This is a genomic window from Plantactinospora sp. WMMB334 (genome assembly GCF_049179095.1).
GTDB lineage: Bacteria > Actinomycetota > Actinomycetes > Mycobacteriales > Micromonosporaceae > Plantactinospora.
Map to the genome: position 1 here is coordinate 7,368,531 of NZ_JBMHME010000002.1, position 18,043 is coordinate 7,386,573.

17 protein-coding genes are annotated in these 18,043 nt (G+C 74.9%); 15 read left to right on the forward strand and 2 right to left on the reverse strand.

The window, feature by feature from the left end; translation table 11 throughout:
* Nucleotides 1-40: 40 nt before the first annotated feature.
* From ACN27G_RS32030 to ACN27G_RS32040, 3 genes are all read left to right on the forward strand, one after another.
* Complete coding sequence (locus ACN27G_RS32030; RefSeq protein WP_421496394.1) at nucleotides 41-967, forward strand: 3-oxoacyl-[acyl-carrier-protein] synthase III C-terminal domain-containing protein; 927 nt, start codon at nucleotides 41-43, stop codon at nucleotides 965-967.
* Between the two features lie 61 nt (nucleotides 968-1,028).
* Nucleotides 1,029-1,316, forward strand: a complete 288-nt coding sequence (locus tag ACN27G_RS32035; RefSeq protein ID WP_421496395.1) for an acyl carrier protein — start codon at nucleotides 1,029-1,031, stop codon at nucleotides 1,314-1,316.
* A gap of 7 nt (nucleotides 1,317-1,323) precedes the next feature.
* Nucleotides 1,324-2,271: a 2-hydroxy-acid oxidase gene (locus tag ACN27G_RS32040; protein ID WP_421496396.1), complete on the forward strand. Its 948-nt coding sequence runs from the start codon at nucleotides 1,324-1,326 to the stop codon at nucleotides 2,269-2,271.
* A gap of 93 nt (nucleotides 2,272-2,364) precedes the next feature.
* Here the strand turns inward: ACN27G_RS32040 and ACN27G_RS32045 are convergent, their stop codons facing one another.
* Nucleotides 2,365-3,717 carry a condensation domain-containing protein gene (locus ACN27G_RS32045; RefSeq protein WP_421496397.1) on the reverse strand — a complete coding sequence of 451 codons (1,353 nt, stop codon included), beginning with the start codon at nucleotides 3,715-3,717 and terminating at the stop codon, nucleotides 2,365-2,367.
* A gap of 112 nt (nucleotides 3,718-3,829) precedes the next feature.
* Between ACN27G_RS32045 and ACN27G_RS32050 the strand changes: the two genes are divergently transcribed.
* Together ACN27G_RS32050 and ACN27G_RS32055 are read left to right on the forward strand one after the other, a co-directional pair.
* Complete coding sequence (locus ACN27G_RS32050; protein WP_421496398.1) at nucleotides 3,830-5,788, forward strand: ABC transporter ATP-binding protein; 1,959 nt, start codon at nucleotides 3,830-3,832, stop codon at nucleotides 5,786-5,788.
* Nucleotides 5,785-7,590, forward strand: a complete 1,806-nt coding sequence (locus ACN27G_RS32055) for an ATP-binding cassette domain-containing protein (protein WP_421496399.1) — start codon at nucleotides 5,785-5,787, stop codon at nucleotides 7,588-7,590. Before ACN27G_RS32050 ends, ACN27G_RS32055 begins: the two co-directional genes overlap by 4 nt.
* Here the strand turns inward: ACN27G_RS32055 and ACN27G_RS32060 are convergent.
* Nucleotides 7,559-7,801, reverse strand: coding sequence for an acyl carrier protein (locus tag ACN27G_RS32060; RefSeq protein WP_421496400.1), 243 nt, complete (start codon nucleotides 7,799-7,801; stop codon nucleotides 7,559-7,561). The two genes, ACN27G_RS32055 and ACN27G_RS32060, sit on opposite strands and share 32 nt — an antisense overlap.
* A gap of 545 nt (nucleotides 7,802-8,346) precedes the next feature.
* On the opposite strand from ACN27G_RS32060, the gene ACN27G_RS32065 reads away from it, so the two are divergent.
* From ACN27G_RS32065 to ACN27G_RS32110, 10 genes are all read left to right on the forward strand, one after another.
* Entirely contained in the window at nucleotides 8,347-9,813 is a 1,467-nt protein-coding gene (locus ACN27G_RS32065; RefSeq protein ID WP_421496401.1) for a class I adenylate-forming enzyme family protein, read from the forward strand.
* Nucleotides 9,813-10,058, forward strand: coding sequence for an acyl carrier protein (locus ACN27G_RS32070; RefSeq protein WP_421496402.1), 246 nt, complete (start codon nucleotides 9,813-9,815; stop codon nucleotides 10,056-10,058). The genes ACN27G_RS32065 and ACN27G_RS32070 overlap by 1 nt, the downstream gene beginning before the upstream one ends.
* Nucleotides 10,051-11,139, forward strand: a complete 1,089-nt coding sequence (locus ACN27G_RS32075) for a beta-ketoacyl synthase N-terminal-like domain-containing protein (protein WP_421496403.1) — start codon at nucleotides 10,051-10,053, stop codon at nucleotides 11,137-11,139. Before ACN27G_RS32070 ends, ACN27G_RS32075 begins: the two co-directional genes overlap by 8 nt.
* A complete protein-coding gene (locus ACN27G_RS32080) occupies nucleotides 11,136-11,675 on the forward strand; it encodes a beta-ketoacyl synthase chain length factor (protein ID WP_421496404.1) in 540 nt (179 codons plus the stop codon). Before ACN27G_RS32075 ends, ACN27G_RS32080 begins: the two co-directional genes overlap by 4 nt.
* A gap of 41 nt (nucleotides 11,676-11,716) precedes the next feature.
* On the forward strand, nucleotides 11,717-12,847 hold the full coding sequence (gene hppD, locus ACN27G_RS32085) for a 4-hydroxyphenylpyruvate dioxygenase (protein ID WP_421496405.1): 1,131 nt from the start codon (nucleotides 11,717-11,719) through the stop codon (nucleotides 12,845-12,847).
* The gene (locus ACN27G_RS32090) at nucleotides 12,844-13,797 is read left to right on the forward strand and encodes a phytanoyl-CoA dioxygenase family protein (protein WP_421496406.1); all 954 of its coding nucleotides are present in this window, start codon (nucleotides 12,844-12,846) and stop codon (nucleotides 13,795-13,797) included. The genes hppD and ACN27G_RS32090 overlap by 4 nt, the downstream gene beginning before the upstream one ends.
* 8 nt (nucleotides 13,798-13,805) lie before the next feature.
* The gene (locus ACN27G_RS32095; RefSeq protein ID WP_421496407.1) at nucleotides 13,806-14,771 is read left to right on the forward strand and encodes a thiamine pyrophosphate-dependent dehydrogenase E1 component subunit alpha; all 966 of its coding nucleotides are present in this window, start codon (nucleotides 13,806-13,808) and stop codon (nucleotides 14,769-14,771) included.
* A complete protein-coding gene (locus ACN27G_RS32100; RefSeq protein ID WP_421496408.1) occupies nucleotides 14,772-15,776 on the forward strand; it encodes an alpha-ketoacid dehydrogenase subunit beta in 1,005 nt (334 codons plus the stop codon).
* Nucleotides 15,777-15,867: 91 nt separating this feature from the next.
* Nucleotides 15,868-16,905 carry an alpha/beta hydrolase gene (locus tag ACN27G_RS32105; RefSeq protein WP_421496409.1) on the forward strand — a complete coding sequence of 346 codons (1,038 nt, stop codon included), beginning with the start codon at nucleotides 15,868-15,870 and terminating at the stop codon, nucleotides 16,903-16,905.
* Nucleotides 16,906-16,969: 64 nt separating this feature from the next.
* Nucleotides 16,970-18,043, forward strand: a complete 1,074-nt coding sequence (locus ACN27G_RS32110) for an alpha-hydroxy acid oxidase (protein WP_421497539.1) — start codon at nucleotides 16,970-16,972, stop codon at nucleotides 18,041-18,043.

Consider the following 18,043-nt stretch of genomic DNA (forward strand, 5'->3'; position numbering starts at 1 on the left):
GGCCCTTGACGAAGCGGCCGTGCGGCCTGGTGGGGCGCCGGTGACCACTCTGGAGAGCGTGGCGGCGTACCGTCCCACCCACCGGATCACCCTGGCGGAGCTGGCCGGGCCCCTGGGGCTCAGCCCCATGCAGGTGCGCATCTTCCAGCGCTACCACGGCCTGGCCGAGGTGCGGGCCGACCCGGACGGCACCCTCGCCGACCTGCTGAGCAACGCGGTGTCCGAGCTGAAGGAACTGCCGGGCCGGGAGCGGGACGTCCGCTACGTGCTGTACGCGCGGACCCTGCCGGCCGTGGTGCCGTACCCGGTGAATCCGCTGCACGAGGTCTGCCGCCGGCACGGCCTGGACCGGGCGGTGGCCTTCACGGTGACCCACCACGCCTGCGCCTCCGGCCTGCTCGCGCTGCATCTGGCCGGCCGGCTGCTCGCCGCCGGGCCCGCCGGCGACGCGCTCGCGCTGGTCCTCGCCGGGGAGAAGCGGTTCACCCCGGACGCCCAGGTGCAGGCGGGGGTGGTCTTCGGCGAGGGGTCCGGGGCCGCCCTGGTCCGCGCCGACGGCGAACGCGACCGGCTGCTCTCCTACGCCGCCGACGTCGACACCGAGCTGGACCTGGACCGCCCGGACGTCGCGGTCCGGGTCGAACGGGAGTACCCGGACCGGATGGCCGCCGTCATCTGCACCGCGCTGGACCGGGCCGGGGTGGCGGTCGACGAGATCTCGCTGGTGCTGCCACACAACGTGAACATCGCCTCGTGGCAGCGGGTCTGCCGCCGGCTCGGGCTGTCGGTCGACCGGGTGTTGCTGGAGAACGTCCCGCTGCTGGCGCACACCTTCTGCGCCGACGCGTTCCTCAACTACCGCACCGCCCGGGACCGCGACCTGTTGCGCCCCGGCGACCGCTACCTGGTGACCGCCGCCGGATCCGCCCGGGGGGCCACCTTCTCCGCCATGGTCTTCCAGCACTGACGTCTTGCACCGCAGCAGAGTCGGCGTCGGCGGGCGTGCCGAGCCAGAAGGGACGGTCCGGATGGAGTCGCAGGTCGGAGTCGCCGACAGCGAGTTGCGGCAGCGGGTGTTCGACAGCGTCGGGCGGCTGCTGTCGCGGGTGTTGTGCCGGGACGTGGGGGAGGTGTCACCGGCCACCCGGCTGCGCGACGAACTCGGCATGACCTCGGCGAGCACGCTGGAGCTGATGCTGGAACTCGAGGACGCGCTGGCGATCGAGGTCGACGTGGAGGGGCTCGACGAAGAGCACGTCGAGTCGGTCGCCACGCTGGCCGAGTACGTCGTCGCGAACGCCCGGCCGGCCGGATAGGCCGCCGGTGTACGCCTTCCGGCCGGCCGAGGCTGGACCACCGGCCGGCGCGGGCCCGCTGCACCTGCGCCGGGTGGCCCGGCGCGACTTCACCGGGCGACCCGGCGCCGCCGCCCCGGGCGCGGACGAGTTGGCCTTCCTCGACGAGTACCTCTCCGACCTGGCCCGGCCGTACGGGTCTCCGCTCCGCGCCGAGGTGCTCGCGGACGGCGGTGCACACCGCTACGAGGAGATGGCCGAGGAGCTGATCGCCGCCCTGGTGCCGCCGACCGACCCCGTCGACGTCGTGGTGCTGGCCTTCGCCGTGCCCGACGTCCGCGCCGGCCGGACCGTCGCCACCTACCGGGGCCACGCCTGCCCCGGCGACCCGCTCGCGTTCGCCGTCTGCGACCAGGGCGGCGCGGCGCCGTTCGCCGCGCTGCGCCTGGTCGGCGAGCTCACCCGCACCGGTGGTTGCCGGCGGGGTCTGCTGCTGGTGGTGGAGCAGCCGGCACTGGCGTACCAGCCGGCCGGGCCGGTCGTCCTGCCGGCCCGGCCGGCGGCGGTGGGGCTGCTCTTCGGCCCGGCCGGCCCGGCCCGGCTCGTCGCCCACCGGCAGCATCCCGGAATCCCGGCCGACATGCTGCCCGCCCGACTCGCCGCCGAGTTGGCGGACCTGCGCGCCGACGCGGGGGAGACGACGCTGGTCCTCGGCGGCGGGCTCGCCGGCACTCCGGTCGACGCGCTGCCGGTGGATCGGGTCCGGGTGGCACCCGCCGGCCAGCCGGGCACCGGAGTGTGGTGGGGGCTGGCCGACGAGCTGGCCGAGGCCGGCGCCGATCCGGACCCGGTCGCCGGCCCTGGCACGGTGCCGGCTCCGGCGTTGGACCCGGTCCGGCGGCGCCTGGTGCTCGCCGACCACGACACGATGCTGGGCTACCTCTGCCTGGCCGCGTTCGACGTCGGCCGCCCGTGAACCCCCGTTCGCCGAACCGTCCACCGTCACGGCACCCGACGACGCCGGCCGGGCCGCCCGTGACGCCGGCCGGCCGCCGGAGCGTCCACGCTGTCAGCCGAGCTTCGTGGCGTACTCGTAGAGGGTCCGCCGGCACCGTTCGGCCACCGCGGCGATGGTCTCCGCCCGGCGCAGGCGTGGGTCGTAGTCCCAGTTCACGATCACCTCGTCGCCGGCGACGTTGGCCCGTACGTGCAGCGGCAACCGCGGTTCCAGGGGATCCGGCCGGTGCCCGAACGCCTCGTCCGTCGCGCCCAGGATCTCGTCGCCGCCGAGCCGGCCGCCGACCGCGCCGAAGTTGAACATGATCTGCGCCGAACGCCAGATCCGGCCGGCCAGCTCGCGGTGTGCGCCGGGCGGTCTCGTCCAGCGCAGCAGGGCCAGCCCGGCTCCCCGGTTGGGCGGGGCGGTCGCCTGGTCGCGGACCCGGCGCAGGTAGTCGGCCGGGTCCGGCTCGGTGCGCGGGCGCAGGGCCAGACAGCCGAAGGTGGAGAACCAGCCGACGGTGCGCGCCGCCCGCCTGGGCAGCACCGGCGTGCCGGTCGCACGGCGCAGCGTACGGCCGTGGTGCACGGCCCGCACCGACAGCGCCCCGCCGGACCAGGCGGTGAGGGCCTCGGAGACGGCGGCGAGAAGGATGTCGGAGAGGTCGATGCCGAGTACGGCGGGCACCCGCCGGGTCAGGGTCTCGACCTCCGGCCCGCGCATCGATGTGCGCAGGGTCGTCCAGCCCCGGACCGTCTCCGGGGTGTGCCCGGGATGGTCGGCGGGCAGCGGGACGCAGCTCTCCCAGGGCTGTGCCGCCCAGTGGTCGAGTTCGTCGGCGAGTTCGGCCGAGGAGGCGTAGTCGACCGTCGCGTCGACGCACTCCCGGTACGCCGCCGCGCGCGGGGCCGGGCCGGGGGCGGTCCCGGGCGGGGTGCCCAGCAGCACCTCCAGCCCGGACTGGACGAGCATGAACGACAGCCCGTCCGCGGCGAGGTGGTGCATCGCCAGGAAGAGCCGGCCCGGCTCGTCCGGGCCGAGGTAGAGGTGGACGAAGCGGGCCATCGGGCCGGCCTCCAGGCTGAGCGTGCCGTGCGCCTCGATCGCGCATCGCTCGATCTCGGCGCGGCGCTCGGCCGCTGGCACCCGGGAGAGGTCGACGAGGCGGAACGGTTCCGGCGTGTCCACATCGGCCATTCGCTGCGCCCAGCCCGAGCCGGCCGGCACGACCCGGATGCGCAGCGCCTCGTGCCGGCGCCAGATCTCCGCGACGGCGGCGCGTACCGAGCCGGGGGACTGGCCCGGCGGGAGCCGGTAGAGCCGGGCCAGCGACCACCGGGCGGGATGGAGCAGGCGGGGGTGGAGGTCCGTCATGAACCACGCCTGACCTGGTAGCAGGGGGAAGGGTTCGGACTCCGCCATGCCGACTCCGTTCCTCGCGTCCGGCCACCCTTCAGCTTCGACAGGCGTCGATCCGCGCGGGGTTGACCTGCGTCTCGTGACAATAAAGTGAGCGGAGTCTATCTTTCTGCTGGTGGGATCTTCGAGCGTCGATTCTCGCCGTGCGGTCGACCGCCTGATCGACCGCCCGCTCGGCCGTCTGCTCACCGCGTCCGTGACCAACCTGCGCCGCCGGTGGCGGCTGCTGCGGCTGCTGCCGCTGGGCGGCGCGGGCGCCGCCGGCACGGTGACCGGGCTGCTCCTGGTGGCGGCCGTGGCGCCGACCGCGCAGGCGGTGGCCGCCGGCGCGTTCGTGGCGTCGCTGGGCCGTCCCGGTGCCGGCCCGTTCCTGGCGGCGGGCCTGTTGGCGGCGGCGGTGCTGGCCGGTGAGGCGGCGCTGCTCGGACACGAGGTCTGCGCCGCGATCGTCGGCCGCCGCATCGACGGCCGGATCCGGCGCCGGGTACGCGCCGCGGCGGCTGTGCCGCACCGGATCGAGCACCTGGAGTCGACCGACTTCCAGGCCGACGCGGTCCGCGCCTCCGACAGCGGGCAGGACTTCGGCCGGATCCGCTCACCCGGCACCGCCTCGGTGGGGCAACTGCTCGTCCTGTCCCGGTACCTCACCGCCATGACGGCGGCCGCCGTGCTGGCCGCGTACTCGGTGATGTTGGCGGTGGGGCTGCTGGCGGTGGCGCTGGCCGCCCGGATCGCGGTCAGCCGGCAGTGGGCCCGGCTGGCCGAGCTGAAGGACACCGCCCTCGGCCACCAGCAGCGGCTGGGGTACTGGACCGGGCTGGCCGGCCCGGCAGCGGCCAAGGAGGTGCGGCTCTTCGGCCTCGGGTCCTGGCTGGTGGCCCGGCGCACCGCTCTGGCGGTCCGCACGAACGCCGAGCACTGGCGGGGCATTGTCGGGGTGCTGCGGCGACAGTGGCTGCCCGGAGCAGTGCTGGCCCTGGCGGCGGCGGCCGCCCTGGCCGTCCCGGGGCTGGACGTGCTGCGCGGCGGGCTCGGCGGCGACGCACTGGTCCGCTACGCCCTCGCCGGACTCGTGGTGCTCGGGCTCAGCCAGCTCGGCCCGGAGGCCTTCGACATCGAGTACGGCGTGGGTGCCGCCGAGGCGACCGAGCGGCTCACCACCCGGTACGCGGTCACCGCCGCCCCGCGCCCGGCCCCGCCACCCGCCACCGACCGGCCGCCCACCGTCCACTTCGAAGAGGTCGGCTTCCACTATCCCGGCCAGCCCGACCGGCCGGTCCTGTCCGGACTGGACCTGCTGCTGCGGCCCGGAGAGACACTGGCCGTGGTGGGCCGCAACGGTGTCGGCAAGACCACCATGGTCAAGCTGCTGGCCGGCCTGTACCAGCCGACCGCCGGCCGGGTCACCGTGGACGGACGGGACCTCGCCGAGGTCGACGTGCGGGCCTGGCGGCGCCGGATCGCCGTGCTCTTCCAGGACTTCGTCCGCTATCCGGCGACCGTCGCCGACAACGTGGCGCTCTCCGCGCCCGAGGCGATCGACGACGAGGCGGGGATCCGCGCCGCGCTGCGCGATGCGGGCGCGGACAAGCTGGTGGAGGCGCTGCCGGAAGGGCTGCGTACCTCGCTGTGGGGCGAGGGTGACGCGGGCGTGGACCTCTCCGGCGGGCAGTGGCAGCGGCTCGCCATCGCCCGGGCGCTCTTCGCGGTGGCCCACGGCCGGCAGGTGCTGGTGCTGGACGAACCAACGGCGCACCTGGACGTACGCGCCGAGGCGAGCTTCTACCGCCGGGTGGTCGCCGCCGTGCGCGGCAGCGCGAGCATCGTGCTGATCTCGCACCGGCTCTCCACGGTCCGGCCGGCCGACCGGATCGTGCTGGTCGCCGACGGCCGGGTGGTGGAGACCGGTGGCCACGACGAGCTGATGGCGGTCGCCGGCACTTACCACGACCTGTTCACGCTCCAGGCCGCGCGGTTCGCCGAGCCCGACGGGTCCGGCCGGCCTCCCGGTCCCAACGGGTCCGGCGGGTCCGCCGGGTCCGGCGGGGAGTCCGAGGGGCAGGAGCGGCGGTGATCGAGTTCCTGCGGTTCCTGCGGCATGCCTTCGTGCTGACGCTGCGGGCCGACCGGCGGGCGACGGCCATCCTGGTCGTGCTGCTGGTCGCCCAGACCGGCGTCGTGGCGGCGACCGGGGTGAGCCTGCGCTGGCTGGTGGACGCCGCGCTCGCCGGGGACCGGGCCGCGGTTGTCGCCGCCATCGCCGTCGGCGCCGTCGCGGCCGGGGTGGGTGCGATCGGCATCCGGGTCTCCTTCACCATGCGGGTGTACCTGATGGAACGGGTGGACGTCGCCCTGACCGGGGAGATCCTGGAGGCGAGTGCCGGTATCCCGACCGTCGAGCACCTGGAACACCCGGCGTACCTGGATCGGCTGGACCTGCTGCGCAAGGGGACGTGGGCGCTGGCCACCTCGGTCTGGTCCGTGCTCGGCGCGGTGTCGGCGGTGGTCAGCCTGGCCGCGAGCGTGGTCCTGCTGGCCCTGGTGCACCCGCTCGTCGCGGTCCTCGCGGTCCTCGCCGTCCCGCCGCTGCTGGCCAGCCGCCGGGCGGCGGCGATCGCCCGTGACGTGCGTGACGCCTGCGCGGAGGCCAACCGCCGCGAACAGCGGATGCACGCCATGTGTCTCAGCCCGGAGGCGGCCAAGGAACTGCACGTCACCGGCGCGGCGGCGGTCCTGGACGACCGCGCGGACCAGCTCTGGCGGTGGTCCACGCGTCGGGAAGCGGTGGGCCGGCTGCGCGGGACGGCCTGGCAGCTCGGCGGCTGGGCGTGCTACGCGGCCGGCCTGCTCGCCGCTCTGGCGCTGGTGGCCGACCTGATCGCCGCCGGGCGGGCCACCGCCGGCGACGCGGTGCTGATCGTCTCGCTCGCCACCCAGTTGCAGGCGCAGATCCGGCTGGTGGTCTGGAACGCCGGCCGGGTGGCGGAGGCGGGCCATCTGGTCGGGCACTACCGGTGGTTGATGGGGTACGCGGGCGACCGGCAGGCCGGCTCCGAGCCGCCGCCCGGGCGGCCGCGGGACGGCATCGTCCTGCGGGACGTGCGGTTCCGCTATCCGAACGCGGCGCGGGACGCGCTGCACGGCGTCGACCTGCGGCTGCGCGCCGGCCAGGTCGTGGCGTTCGTCGGGGTGAACGGGGCGGGCAAGACCACGCTTGTCAAGCTCCTGACCGGGATGTACCAACCGACCGGTGGCGAGATCACGGTCGACGGTCGACCGCTGGCCCGGATCGCGCCCGGCGCCTGGCGGGCCCGGCTGTCCGGGGTGTTCCAGGACTTCGCCCGGTTCCAGTTCCGCGCCTGGGAGACCATCGGCGTGGGCGACCTGCGCCGGCTGCACGACCGGGTGGCGGTGGAGCGGGCGGTGGCGCTGGCGAACGCCGAACCGGTGGTCCGGCGGCTGCCCGCCGGCCTCGACACCCAACTCGGTCGGGACTTCGCCGGTGCCGAGCCCTCCGTCGGCCAGTGGCAGACGCTGGCCCTGGCCCGGGGCCTGATGCGGCCGACGCCGGTGCTGATGGTGCTGGACGAGCCGACCGCGGCCCTGGACGCGCAGGCCGAACACGAGCTGTTCAGCTACTTCGCCGAGTGGGCCCGGACGGCCGGTGCCGGGTACGGGACGGTTTCGGTGCTGGTCTCGCACCGGTTCTCCACCGTGCGGATGGCCGATCTCATCGTCGTCGTCGAGCGCGGCCGGGTCGCCGAACTCGGCGACCACGACCAGCTCATGGCCGCCGGCGGCGCGTACGCGGAGCTGTACCGGCTGCAGGCCGAGGGCTACACGGCTACCCCGCCGTCGGCTTCGACCGGCGGATGACCTCGGTGATCAGTTCGCCGAGGGTCATGACGGCCAGCCGCTCCATGTCCTCCTCGTTGAACCGGGCTCCGTAGGCGTCCTCCAGCCGGAAGGAGAGTTCGACCACGGCCAATGACTCCAGGTCGATCCCGGCCGGTCCCAGCAGCGTATCGGCGTCGATTTCAGCGACGTCGTAGTTCATTTCGCCCAGTGCGCCGCGGACGAACGACATGACCTCGTCGGTCGCCGATGATTCTGTGACCTCCGAATTCGGCCGAGGCCCGGCGATGGTGGAGAGTTCGGGACTTTCGGACACGCTGGACCTCCGGGCTGGTCGGGGGTTCGTGGTTGCTTCGATGAGCACGGGTCGCTTCGGGGCCTCGGGTTGCCCGGCGGGCCCGGTGCGGACCGACCGCCGTGCTGGGCGCCGGGTGCCGGTCCCGGTCGGACCAGCCACAATGGGATCGAAGGATATCAACCTTGATCGGCTCTGGTCAATGGCTGCACTTTGTCGAGGTAGTGGCCGCCGTTCGACATTTCAACGTACGGCACCGTTACCCGGAGAAATGGCCCAGAAGGCTCAATACGCTTCACAAACATTGGCCGTGCCCGCCTATGGCCTTTGGTGTTGATCAATGTAATGATGTTGGCGGAATTGCCATTCAGGGATCGGGTGACACCCGGGGAGAGCCTGTCGCACCGCCGCCGCGTCGACGGGGACCCGCGCCGAACAGGCATCTCATCGCGGGGGTCGGAACAATTGTCGGGGCGGGAGGAATGACGCTACCAACTGTTGACCTTCCTGACGTCGGTGCGGACTGGGTGGACGAGTTCCTCCTCGGCGACCGCGCCACGGGCAGCGTCTGCTTCCGCCTGCCGGAGCCGGTGGACCGGACCACGCTGCGCCGGCTGGTGGTCGAGCGCCAGGCCGTCCTGACCGGGGCGGGACTGCGCGCCGGTGGGGCCGCCGCGCTGCGGCTGCCCCCGTCGCTGGCGTACGTGGTGCACCTGCTGGCCGTCTGGCGGGCCGGCGGCCAGGCCATCCTGCTGGACCACCGGCTCACCGACCACGAGGTCGACCGGGCCCTGCGGCTGCTGCACCCCCAGGTGGTGGTCGCCGCGGAGCGGATCCGGCTCGCCCCGCTGCAGGTCTTCGCCGACGCCGACGTGGTCGTCACCGGCTACGGCACCGGGCCGGCCGGCTCGCCGCACGCGGTGATCCAGCTCAGCTCCGGCTCCACCGGCCCGTCCAAGGTGATCGGACGCACCGCGGCCGACCTCACCGCCGAGGTCCGCCGCTACACCGAGATCGACGGGGTGCCGCTGCCCGGGGAGCGGATCATCCTGCTCCCCTCGATGGTGCACGTGCTGGGCCTGGTCGGCGGCCTGCTCTACGGCCTGCACGCCGGGGTGGAGCTGCAACCGCCGCGCCGGTTCACCGGCGGTGACGTGCTGGATGCCGTCGCCGCGCACGACTCGCCGGCCACCGTGCTCGGCGTGCCGTTCCACATCGGACTGCTCGCCGCCACCGCGCCGGGCCGACCGCTGCCGCAGTTCAAGCGGATGACCACCGGCGGGGAGCTGGTCCCCGCCGCCACCGTGCGCGCCTTCCGGGACCGGCACGACGCGGTCCTGGCCAACATGTACGGCATGACCGAGGTCGGCGTGATCGGCACCGACCTGCACGGCGAGCACCGCCCCGCCATCCGTCCCGCGCCCGGGCTGACCGTCCGGGAGGTGGCCGGCGAACTCTGGGTGAGCTGCCCCCGCTCGCCGTACGTCGGGCTGTCCGACCCGTCGCGCTGGTCCGACGGCTGGCTGCACACCCGCGACGCGGGCGTGGTCGACCCGGAGACCGGCCTGGTCACCATCCGTGGCCGGCTCGACTCGCAGGTGTCGGTCGGCGGGATGAAGGTGGACCTGACCGAGGTCGAGGCGACCGTGACCGGACTGCCCGGGGTGAGCGCCGCGGTGGTGGTCCACGACGGCGACATCACCGCCTACGTCCAGGCGGAGTCCGGCCGGCCCGACGCCCCGCTGACCGGGAAGATGATCGAGCGGGAGCTCGGCGTGCGACTGGCCGGATACAAGCGACCCCAGGTGGTGCACCTGCTCGACCAGTTGCCCCGCACCACCACCGGCAAGCTGGTGCGCACGCCCGCCGTGCTGCGCCGGGCCGCGACCCGGGCAACGGCCACGGGCACCGGTACGGCCACGGCGTCCGGAACGGACGGTGGCTCCTGATGGCCGGCCAACCCACCCTGACCCGGGCCGAGCTCGTCGCGATGCTCGCCGAACTCGCCGACCGCCCCGCCGACCGTGTGCCCGAGCGGGTCAGCTCGATGGAACTGGCCTGGCTGGTGCACGGCGTGGAGCAGCGGTACGGGAAGCGCCTGGACCTGACCGACGACCAGCTCGTCGCCATCCGTACCGTCACCGACGCCGTGGCGGTGCTCGGCGCGGCGCTGACGGCCGACGGCCATGGCTGATCCGGCACGTCCCCGGATCACCGGCATCGACGTGCTCAGCGCGTCGGGGCGGGGGGCGCAGGCACAACTGGCCGCCGTCCTGACCGGCGCGCCCGCGTTCCGCGCGGTCGACCGGTTCGAGGTGACCGCGCGCCGGGTCGGCACGGCCGCGACGCTGGCCGGCGCGGGGCCGCTCGCCGACGAACTGGTCGCCACCGTCGACGGCGCATGCCGGGACGCCGGCCTCGACGCAGCCGGCCGGGCCGGCTGCCCGCTCCTCCTCGCCGTGCACGGTGGGCCGGGCACCGTCGAACTGGCCGGCGCGGTCGCGGCCGGGGCGGGCCTGCGCGCCGGGGTACGCGTCTACACCACCGCCTGCGTCTCCGGCAGCACCGCCCTGATCGCCGCCGCCGCCCGGATCGCCGCCGGCACGCTCGACCGCGCCGTGGTGGCCGCCGGCTACCTGGTGGAGCCGGAGCAGTTCGCGCTCTTCGACAGCGGTCTCACCCTGGCCCGCGACGGCGCGGTCCGGCCGTTCAGCGCCGGACGGCAGGGCCTGCTGCTCGGCGACGCGGTGACCGCCGTGGTGCTCGAAGCACCGACGGCCCGGCCGACCCGGGACGCGATCGCCACGATCGCCGGCTGGGGCCGGGCCGGCGACGCGTACCACCCGTGCCAGCCGGACCCGACCGGCCAGGGGCTGGCCCGGGCGGCCGGCGCGGCGTTGCGCCGCGCCGGGCTGGACGCGGCCGCCGTCGGCTACGTCAACGCCAACGCCAACGGCACCAGCCTGGGCGACGCGGCCGAGGCCGCCGCCCTGGGCCGGATCTTCGGCGCGGCGGTCGGCGCGGTCCCGGTCAGCTCGACCAAGTCGGTGCACGGCCACGGGCTGGAGGGCTCCGCCCTGCTGGAGTTGGTGATCACCGCGCTGGCCCTGCGGCACGGCAAGCTGCCGGTGAACGCCGGCTTCCTCGCCGCCGATCCGGCCTGCCCGCTGGACGTGATCACCGCCGCGCCCCGCCCGGTCGTCTCGCCGTACGCGCTGAGCCTGAACTCCGCGTTCGGCGGCGCCAACACCGCGGTCCTGGTGCGCACCCCGTGACCGCGCCGGCGTTCGACCCCACCGACCCCGCCGCCCTGACCGTGCTCGCCGAGGCGCACTGGCCCGAGGAGGGCGACGGCGACCCGCCCGCGCTGCCCGGCTTCGTGCTCTCCCCGTTCAACCCGCTGACGGCGGCGGTCGCGGGCCGCTGCCTCACCCGCCGGCACGGCACCCGCCCCGCGCCGGCGGAGGTCGGGGCGGAGACCGCGGTGGTGCTGGTCAGCGCCAGCGGCGACCGGACCAGCGCGGGGCACGTGCGGCAGACCGTCGCGGCTGGCGGCCGGCCCGGCCCGCTGCTGTTCTACCAGTCCGTGCCGAACAGCGTCGTCGGACACGTCGCCGCCCGCTGGGGACTGCGCGGGCCGGTGATCTGCCTCTGCCCGGTCGGCGACGCCGCCGCGGCGGCCCGGGGGGAGGCCGTGGATCTGCTGCGCGGCGGTGAGGCCGCCGAGGTGCTCGTCGTCCGGGTCGAGGAGCCGGCCGGTGAGCCACCCACGGCAAGCGCGTTGATTTTCGGGCCGCCCGGGACGGGATGAGGCGGACCGCGGGGGACCACCACCAGAGGAAGGACCGCAGGATGGAGATTCTCGGCATCGACCACGTCGAGATGTACGTGGGCGACGCCCGGCAGGCCGCGTACTACTTCAGCACGGCGATCGGTTTCGAAGAGTGCGGGCACGGCGGCCCGGAGACCGGTCTGGACGGGCAGCGTTCGCTGCTGCTGCGACACGGCGAGGTCCGTGTGCTGCTGACATCCGGGCTGGGTCCCGGACATCCGGCGGCGGACTACGTCCACCGGCACGGCGACGGGATCGCCGTCGTGGCGCTGGCCGTCGACGACGTCGTCGCCGCGTACACCGAACTGGTCGCCCGGGGTGCGGCGGCGCTGACCCCGCCGGTCAGCTACGCCGAGGGGGAGGCCGTGGTACGTACCGCCCTGGTCGGCGGCTTCGGCGACGTCGTACACCGCCTGGTGGAGCGGCGCGGAGACGGTGCGGAGTTCCTGCCGGGGGCGATCCGGACGAGTCCGGCGCACGCCGCCCGGGAGGGCGCCGGTGACGGCGCCGGGGCCGGGAAGCTGTTCCGGCGGATCGACCACCTGGCCGTCTGCGTCCCGTCGGGCCAGCTCGCCGAGACGGTACGCCGCTACGAGGACGTCTTCGGGTTCCACAAGATCTTCGCGGAGTACGTCGAGGTGGCCGGGCAGGGGATGAACTCCGAGGTGGTGCAGAGCCCGTCGGGGCAGGTGACGCTGGTGCTGATCGAGCCCGACCCGACCCGGCGGCCGGGGCAGGTGTCGGACTTCCTGCGCTGGCACGACGGCAGCGGCGTGCAGCACCTCGGGCTGCTCACCGACGACATCGTGCGCTCCGTCACCGACCTCTCCGCCCGGGGCGTCGGCTTCGGCCGGACCCCGGTCGGCTACTACGAGCGGCTGGAGGAGCGGGTCGGCCCCATCGGCGACCCGGTGGAGCGGCTGCGCGATCTCGGCATCCTGGTCGACCGCGACCACGGCGGACAGCTCCTGCAGATCTTCACCGAGTCGATGCACGTACGGCGCACGCTCTTCCTGGAGCTGATCGAGCGGCGCGGGGCGAGCACCTTCGGCAGCGGCAACGTCAGGGCGCTCTACGAGGCCAAGGAGCGGGAACTGGCCGCGCTCGCGGCCAGCGGCGCGACGCCGGAGCGAAGCGGAGTGCCGGGATGAGCATCTCCACGGAAGGACCGGCCACCACCACCGGGCCGGCCGGGACCACGGCCGGGCCGTTGACCGACGCGGAGCGGGCGCTGCTCCCCTCCGACGACGACGTGCGCCACTACGCCGAACACGGCTGGTACCTGTCGAAGAAGCTGCTCACCGACGACGAGGTCGACGAGCTGCTCGCTGCCAGCGAGCGGTACTACGGCGGCGAGCGGCACCGCCGGCTGCCGGTGCGGCCGCCGAAGCTGGCGTACTGGGAGCCGGAGCACGGCCCGGTGCAGCGGCACAACGACTACGTCCACCACGAGCACGACACCCTCGCCCGGATCCTGACCAAGCCCCTGATCGGGGCGGTCGCGGCCCGACTCGCCGAGGCCGGCGCGATCCGGGTGTTCCAGTCGACGCTCATCCTCAAGCCGCCGGTGGCGGACGAGCCCACCAACATCGTGCCGTGGCACTTCGACAAGCACTACTGGGCCACCTCCACGTCGGAGCGGATGCTCACCGCGTTCATCCCGTTGCACGACTGCGACGAGGAGTTGGGCACCATCACCATGGTCGACGGCAGCCACCGCTGGCGGGAGACCGGTGCCGACGACAGCACCGTGCGGCACTTCGCCGAGCGTGACCGCGACCAGTTGGAGACGCTGCTGGCCGAGAACGCGGCCTTCAACGGGGCCGAGGTGCGCAGGGTCCCGATGGTCATTCCCAAGGGGCACATGAGCTTCCACCACTGCCGCACGTACCACGGCAGCGGGGCCAACGTCAGCGACCGGCCGCGCCGGGCGGTCTCGCTGCACCTGCAGGACGGCGAGAACGGCTGGCGGCCGTACCCGCTGGCCGGTGGGGGGCTGGCCAGCTACAACCACGACGTGCTGGTCCGCCGTACGCCCGACGGCCGGCCGGACTACGCCGACCCGACGTACTGCCCGGTGATCTGGGACGAGAGCCGGTAGGGGACGCCATGCCATCCGCGACCGACCTCTACCGCACGGTACGGCTGATCCGCCGCTTCGAGGAGCGGGCCATCGACCTGGTCCGCGCCGGCCACATCGTCGGCGGCATCCACCCGTACCTGGGGCAGGAGGCGGTCGCGGCCGGGGTGTGCGCCGCCCTGCGCCCCGACGACATCGTCACCGGCACGCACCGGGGCCACGGGCACGTGCTGGCCAAGGGGGCGGACCCGGCCGCCGTCCTGGCCGAGTTGTGCGGCCGCACCACCGGCCTCAACCGGGGCCGGGGCGGCTCGATGCACGCCGCCGACTTCCGCGTCGGCGTCTACGGCGCCAACGCCATCGTCGGCGCGGCCGCCGCGATCGTCACCGGCGCGGTCTGGGCGCTGCGCCGCAGCGGCGGCGACCAGGTCGGCGTCACCTTCTTCGGCGACGGCGCGGTCAACGAGGGCATGCTGCTGGAGGCGCTGAACCTGGCCGCGCTCTGGCGGGTGCCGGTGGTCTTCGTCTGCGAGAACAACGGCTACGCCACCACCATGCCGGTGGCCGGCGCGGTCGCCGGCACCATCACCGGCCGGGCCGAGGCGTTCGGCATCCCGGCCGAGGTGGTCGACGGGCAGGACGCGGAGGCGGTGCACCGGGCCGCCCGGGCCGCGGTGGCGCGGGCCCGCGCCGGCGACGGGCCGACCCTGCTGGAGTGCCGCACGTACCGGTTCGACGTGCACCACACCTTCGAGTACCGGGTCCGGCTGCGGTACCGGCCACCCGAGGAGGAGGCGGCCGGCCGCGCCCGCGATCCGGTCGCCATCCAGGGCGACCGGATCGACGCGGCCGGGCGGGACACCGTCGACGCCGAGGTGGAGCGGGTGCTCGACGCCGCGGTCGGGTACGCCCTCGCCGGTCCCGAGCCGGACCCGGCGGACGCCCTCGACCACCTGTACGCCAGCGGCCTGCGCCCCCGACCGGGAGGTCCCTGAATGCCCCGGCTGTCCTACCTGAAGGCGCTCAACCGGGCGCTCGCCGACGAGTTGGCGGCCGACGGGTCGGTCTTCGTGCTGGGCGAGGACGTCCGGGTCGCCGCCTCCCACCTGACCGCCGGGCTGCTCGACCGGTTCGGTCCGGACCGGGTGCTCGACACGCCCCTGTCGGAGCAGGCGTTCACCAGCTTCGCCACCGGGGCCGCGCTGGCCGGGATGCGACCGGTGATCGAGTTCCAGATCCCGTCGCTGCTCTTCCTGACCTTCGAACAGATCGCCAACCAGGCGCACAAGTTCAGCCTGATGACCGGCGGGCAGTGCCGGGTACCGGTCACCTACGTGGTGACCGGCTCCGGGTCGCGCAGCGGCTGGGCGGGGCAGCACTCCGACCACCCGTACAGCCTCTTCGCGCACGTCGGCCTCAAGACCGTGGCGCCGGCGACGCCCGGGGACGCGTACGGGCTGCTCCGGGCGGCGATCCACGACGACGATCCGGTGGTGTTCTTCGCCCCGGCCGGCGCGCTGGGCGTCCGGGCCGACGTGGACCACGCGCACCTCGCGCCGGTGCCGCTCGGCGTGGGCGCGGTCGCCCGGCCGGGCACCGACGTGACGGTGGTGGCCGTGGGTCACCTGGTGCACGACGCGCTGGCGGTCGCCGAGGAGCTGGCCGGCGAGGTGTCGGTCGAGGTCTTCGATCCGCGTACGCTCCATCCGTTCGACTGGGCCGGGCTCTCGGCCTCGGTGGCGCGGACCGGCCGGTTGGTGGTCTTCGACGACTCCAACCGTTCCTGCGGGATGGCGGCGGAGATCATCGCGAGCGTGCTGGAGCGGCAGCCGCTGCTGGCGCCGCCCGCGCGGGTGACCCGGCCGGACGGCGCGGTACTGCCGTACGCGGAGGCACTGGACCGGGCCGTGCAGCCCAGCCGGGAGCAGTTGCGGGCGGCGATCGGTCGGCTGCTGATCGAGCGGCTGCCGCGCCCGGCGGCTGTCTCCGGTGCCCCGTGAGGCACCGGCGCCGCGTGGCATCCGGGTGCCGCGTGGCATCCGGGCGCCTCGCGTGGTCCCGTTCTCCGTGGTCCAGAAGGGACAATCGCTGATGCCCCTCGATCCGCAGGTCGCCGCCTACCGGGCACGCCGGCAGGTGGACGCCGTGCCGCAGCTCTACACCCGGTCGCTGGCCGACGCCCGCGCCGCGGACCTGGCCAGCATCCGGGCCGGCGGCGGCGACGTCGAACCGGTCTACGAGGTGGTCGACCGCCACCTGCCCGGTCCCCGGGCCGGTGGGGAGGCCGGGCCGCTCGACCGCCCGCCCCGCTCCGCCGCCCCCGCCGGCGGCCCGGAGGGAACGGTGCCGGTGCGGGTGTACCGGCCCGGGCCGGCCGAGGGTCAACCCGTCCTGGTCTACTTCTTCGGCGGAGGCTGGACGCTGGGCAGCATCGACACGGCCGACGGCATCTGCCGGCGGCTGGCCAACACGGTGCCCTGCACGGTGGTCACCGTGGGCTACCGACTCGCCCCGGAGCACCGCTTCCCGGCCGCGGTGCACGACTGCTACGCGGCGGTGCGGTGGATCGCGGCACACGGCGCGCAGTGGGGCGTCGACCCGACGCGGCTGGCCGTCGGCGGTGACAGCGCCGGCGGCAACCTCGCCGCCGCGGTGACACTGCTGGCCCGCGCCGAGGGCGGCCCCCCGCTCGCCGCGCAACTGCTGGTCTACCCGAACACCCACCACGGGGCGCGGACCCCCTCCATGCGCGAGAGCGACGACCCGTGGCTGTTCAACGCCACCTCGGTCGCCTGGTACTGGAATCACTACCTGGCGGACCCCCGCGACGGGACCGATCCGCTGGCCTCCCCACTGCTCGCACCGGACCTCACCGGCCTGCCGCCGGCCCTGGTGATCACCGCGGAGTACGACCCGCTGCGGGACGAGGGCGAGGCGTACGCCGACCGGCTGCGGCAGGCCGGCGTGCCGACCGAGACCACCCGGTACGACGGCATGGTGCACGGATTCTTCGCGATGTCCGGTCTCTTCGACGACGGGCGGCGGGCGTTGGCGCAGGCGGCGCGTTTCCTGGGCGGCCGGTTGGCCGTCGGCGACGCCGGACGGGCGGAAGCGGGCCGTGGCCGCTGACACCGGGCCCGTCCGGGCCGTCCCGGTACCGGCCGCCCGCACCGGGCCGGACCCGCGGTCGCGCATCGCCTGCCTGGCGGACCTGGAGGAGTTGGCCCGGGCGCGGCTGCCCGGCGACGTGTGGGACTTCCTGGCCGGCGGGAGCGGTGCCGAGACGACGCTGAACGGCAACCGGGCCGCGCTCGACCGGCTGTCGGTCGTACCCCGGGTGCTGGCCGGGGTGGCGCAGGTCAGCACCCGGGCCCCCGTGCTGGGCCGGCCCAGCGACCTGCCGGTGGCGGTGGCGCCGATGGCGTACCAGCATCTGGCGCACCCCGACGGCGAGCCGGCGCTGGCCCGGGCGGCGGCGCGGGCCGGCGTGTCCTACGCGGCGAGCACGCTCAGCAGCCGCCCGATCGAGGAGATCACGGCGACCGGCGCGACCGTCTGGTTCCAGCTCTACTGGCTGCGCGACCGCGATCTGGTCGCCGGGTTGCTGGACCGGGCGGAGGCGGCCGGCTGCACCGCCGTGGTGCTCACCGCCGACGTGCCGATCCTCGGCCGGCGGCTGCGCGACCTGCGCAACTCGTTCGCGCTGCCGACCGACGTCGTCGCGGCCAACCTGCGCGCCGGTCCGACGGACCGGGCGCACACCGTGCTGGCCGGGACATCGGCGGTCGCCGCGCACACCCGGGCCGCCTTCGCCCCCGGCCTGGCCTGGCGGGACGTGGCCTGGCTGCGGGCACGCACCCGGCTGCCGCTGGTCGTCAAGGGCATCCTCGACCCGCGCGACGCGGTGCGCGCGGTCGAGGCCGGCGCCGACGCGGTGGTGGTCTCCAACCACGGCGGGCGGCAGTTCGACGCGGCACCGCCGAGCATCGTGGCGCTGCCGCCGGTGGTGGACGCCGTGGCCGGACGCTGCGAGATCCTGCTGGACAGCGGCATCCGCAGCGGTACGGACGTGCTGCGGGCGCTGGCGCTCGGCGCGTCGGCCGTGCTGGTCGGCCGGCCACTGCTCTGGGCATTGGCCGTCGGCGGCGGGCCGGGGGCCGCCGCGGCGCTGTCACTGCTCGGCGCCGAGCTGCGCGACGCGCTCACCCTCGCCGGTTGCGCCGACCCGGCGGCCGCACGTGACCTGCGGACCGTCACCGTGGATTGA

Bases quoted from the DNA above. Each gene is read 5' to 3' on its own strand.
- ACN27G_RS32035 (WP_421496395.1), top strand. From the start codon at position 1,029: ATGGAGTCGCAGGTCGGAGTCGCCGACAGCGAGTTGCGGCAGCGGGTG.
- ACN27G_RS32045 (WP_421496397.1), bottom strand. From the start codon at position 3,717: ATGGCGGAGTCCGAACCCTTCCCCCTGCTACCAGGTCAGGCGTGGTTC.
- ACN27G_RS32060 (WP_421496400.1), bottom strand. From the start codon at position 7,801: ATGTCGTTCGTCCGCGGCGCACTGGGCGAAATGAACTACGACGTCGCT.
- ACN27G_RS32065 (WP_421496401.1), top strand. From the start codon at position 8,347: ATGACGCTACCAACTGTTGACCTTCCTGACGTCGGTGCGGACTGGGTG.
- ACN27G_RS32070 (WP_421496402.1), top strand. From the start codon at position 9,813: ATGGCCGGCCAACCCACCCTGACCCGGGCCGAGCTCGTCGCGATGCTC.
- ACN27G_RS32075 (WP_421496403.1), top strand. From the start codon at position 10,051: ATGGCTGATCCGGCACGTCCCCGGATCACCGGCATCGACGTGCTCAGC.
- hppD (WP_421496405.1), top strand. From the start codon at position 11,717: ATGGAGATTCTCGGCATCGACCACGTCGAGATGTACGTGGGCGACGCC.
- ACN27G_RS32090 (WP_421496406.1), top strand. From the start codon at position 12,844: ATGAGCATCTCCACGGAAGGACCGGCCACCACCACCGGGCCGGCCGGG.
- ACN27G_RS32095 (WP_421496407.1), top strand. From the start codon at position 13,806: ATGCCATCCGCGACCGACCTCTACCGCACGGTACGGCTGATCCGCCGC.
- ACN27G_RS32100 (WP_421496408.1), top strand. From the start codon at position 14,772: ATGCCCCGGCTGTCCTACCTGAAGGCGCTCAACCGGGCGCTCGCCGAC.
- ACN27G_RS32105 (WP_421496409.1), top strand. From the start codon at position 15,868: ATGCCCCTCGATCCGCAGGTCGCCGCCTACCGGGCACGCCGGCAGGTG.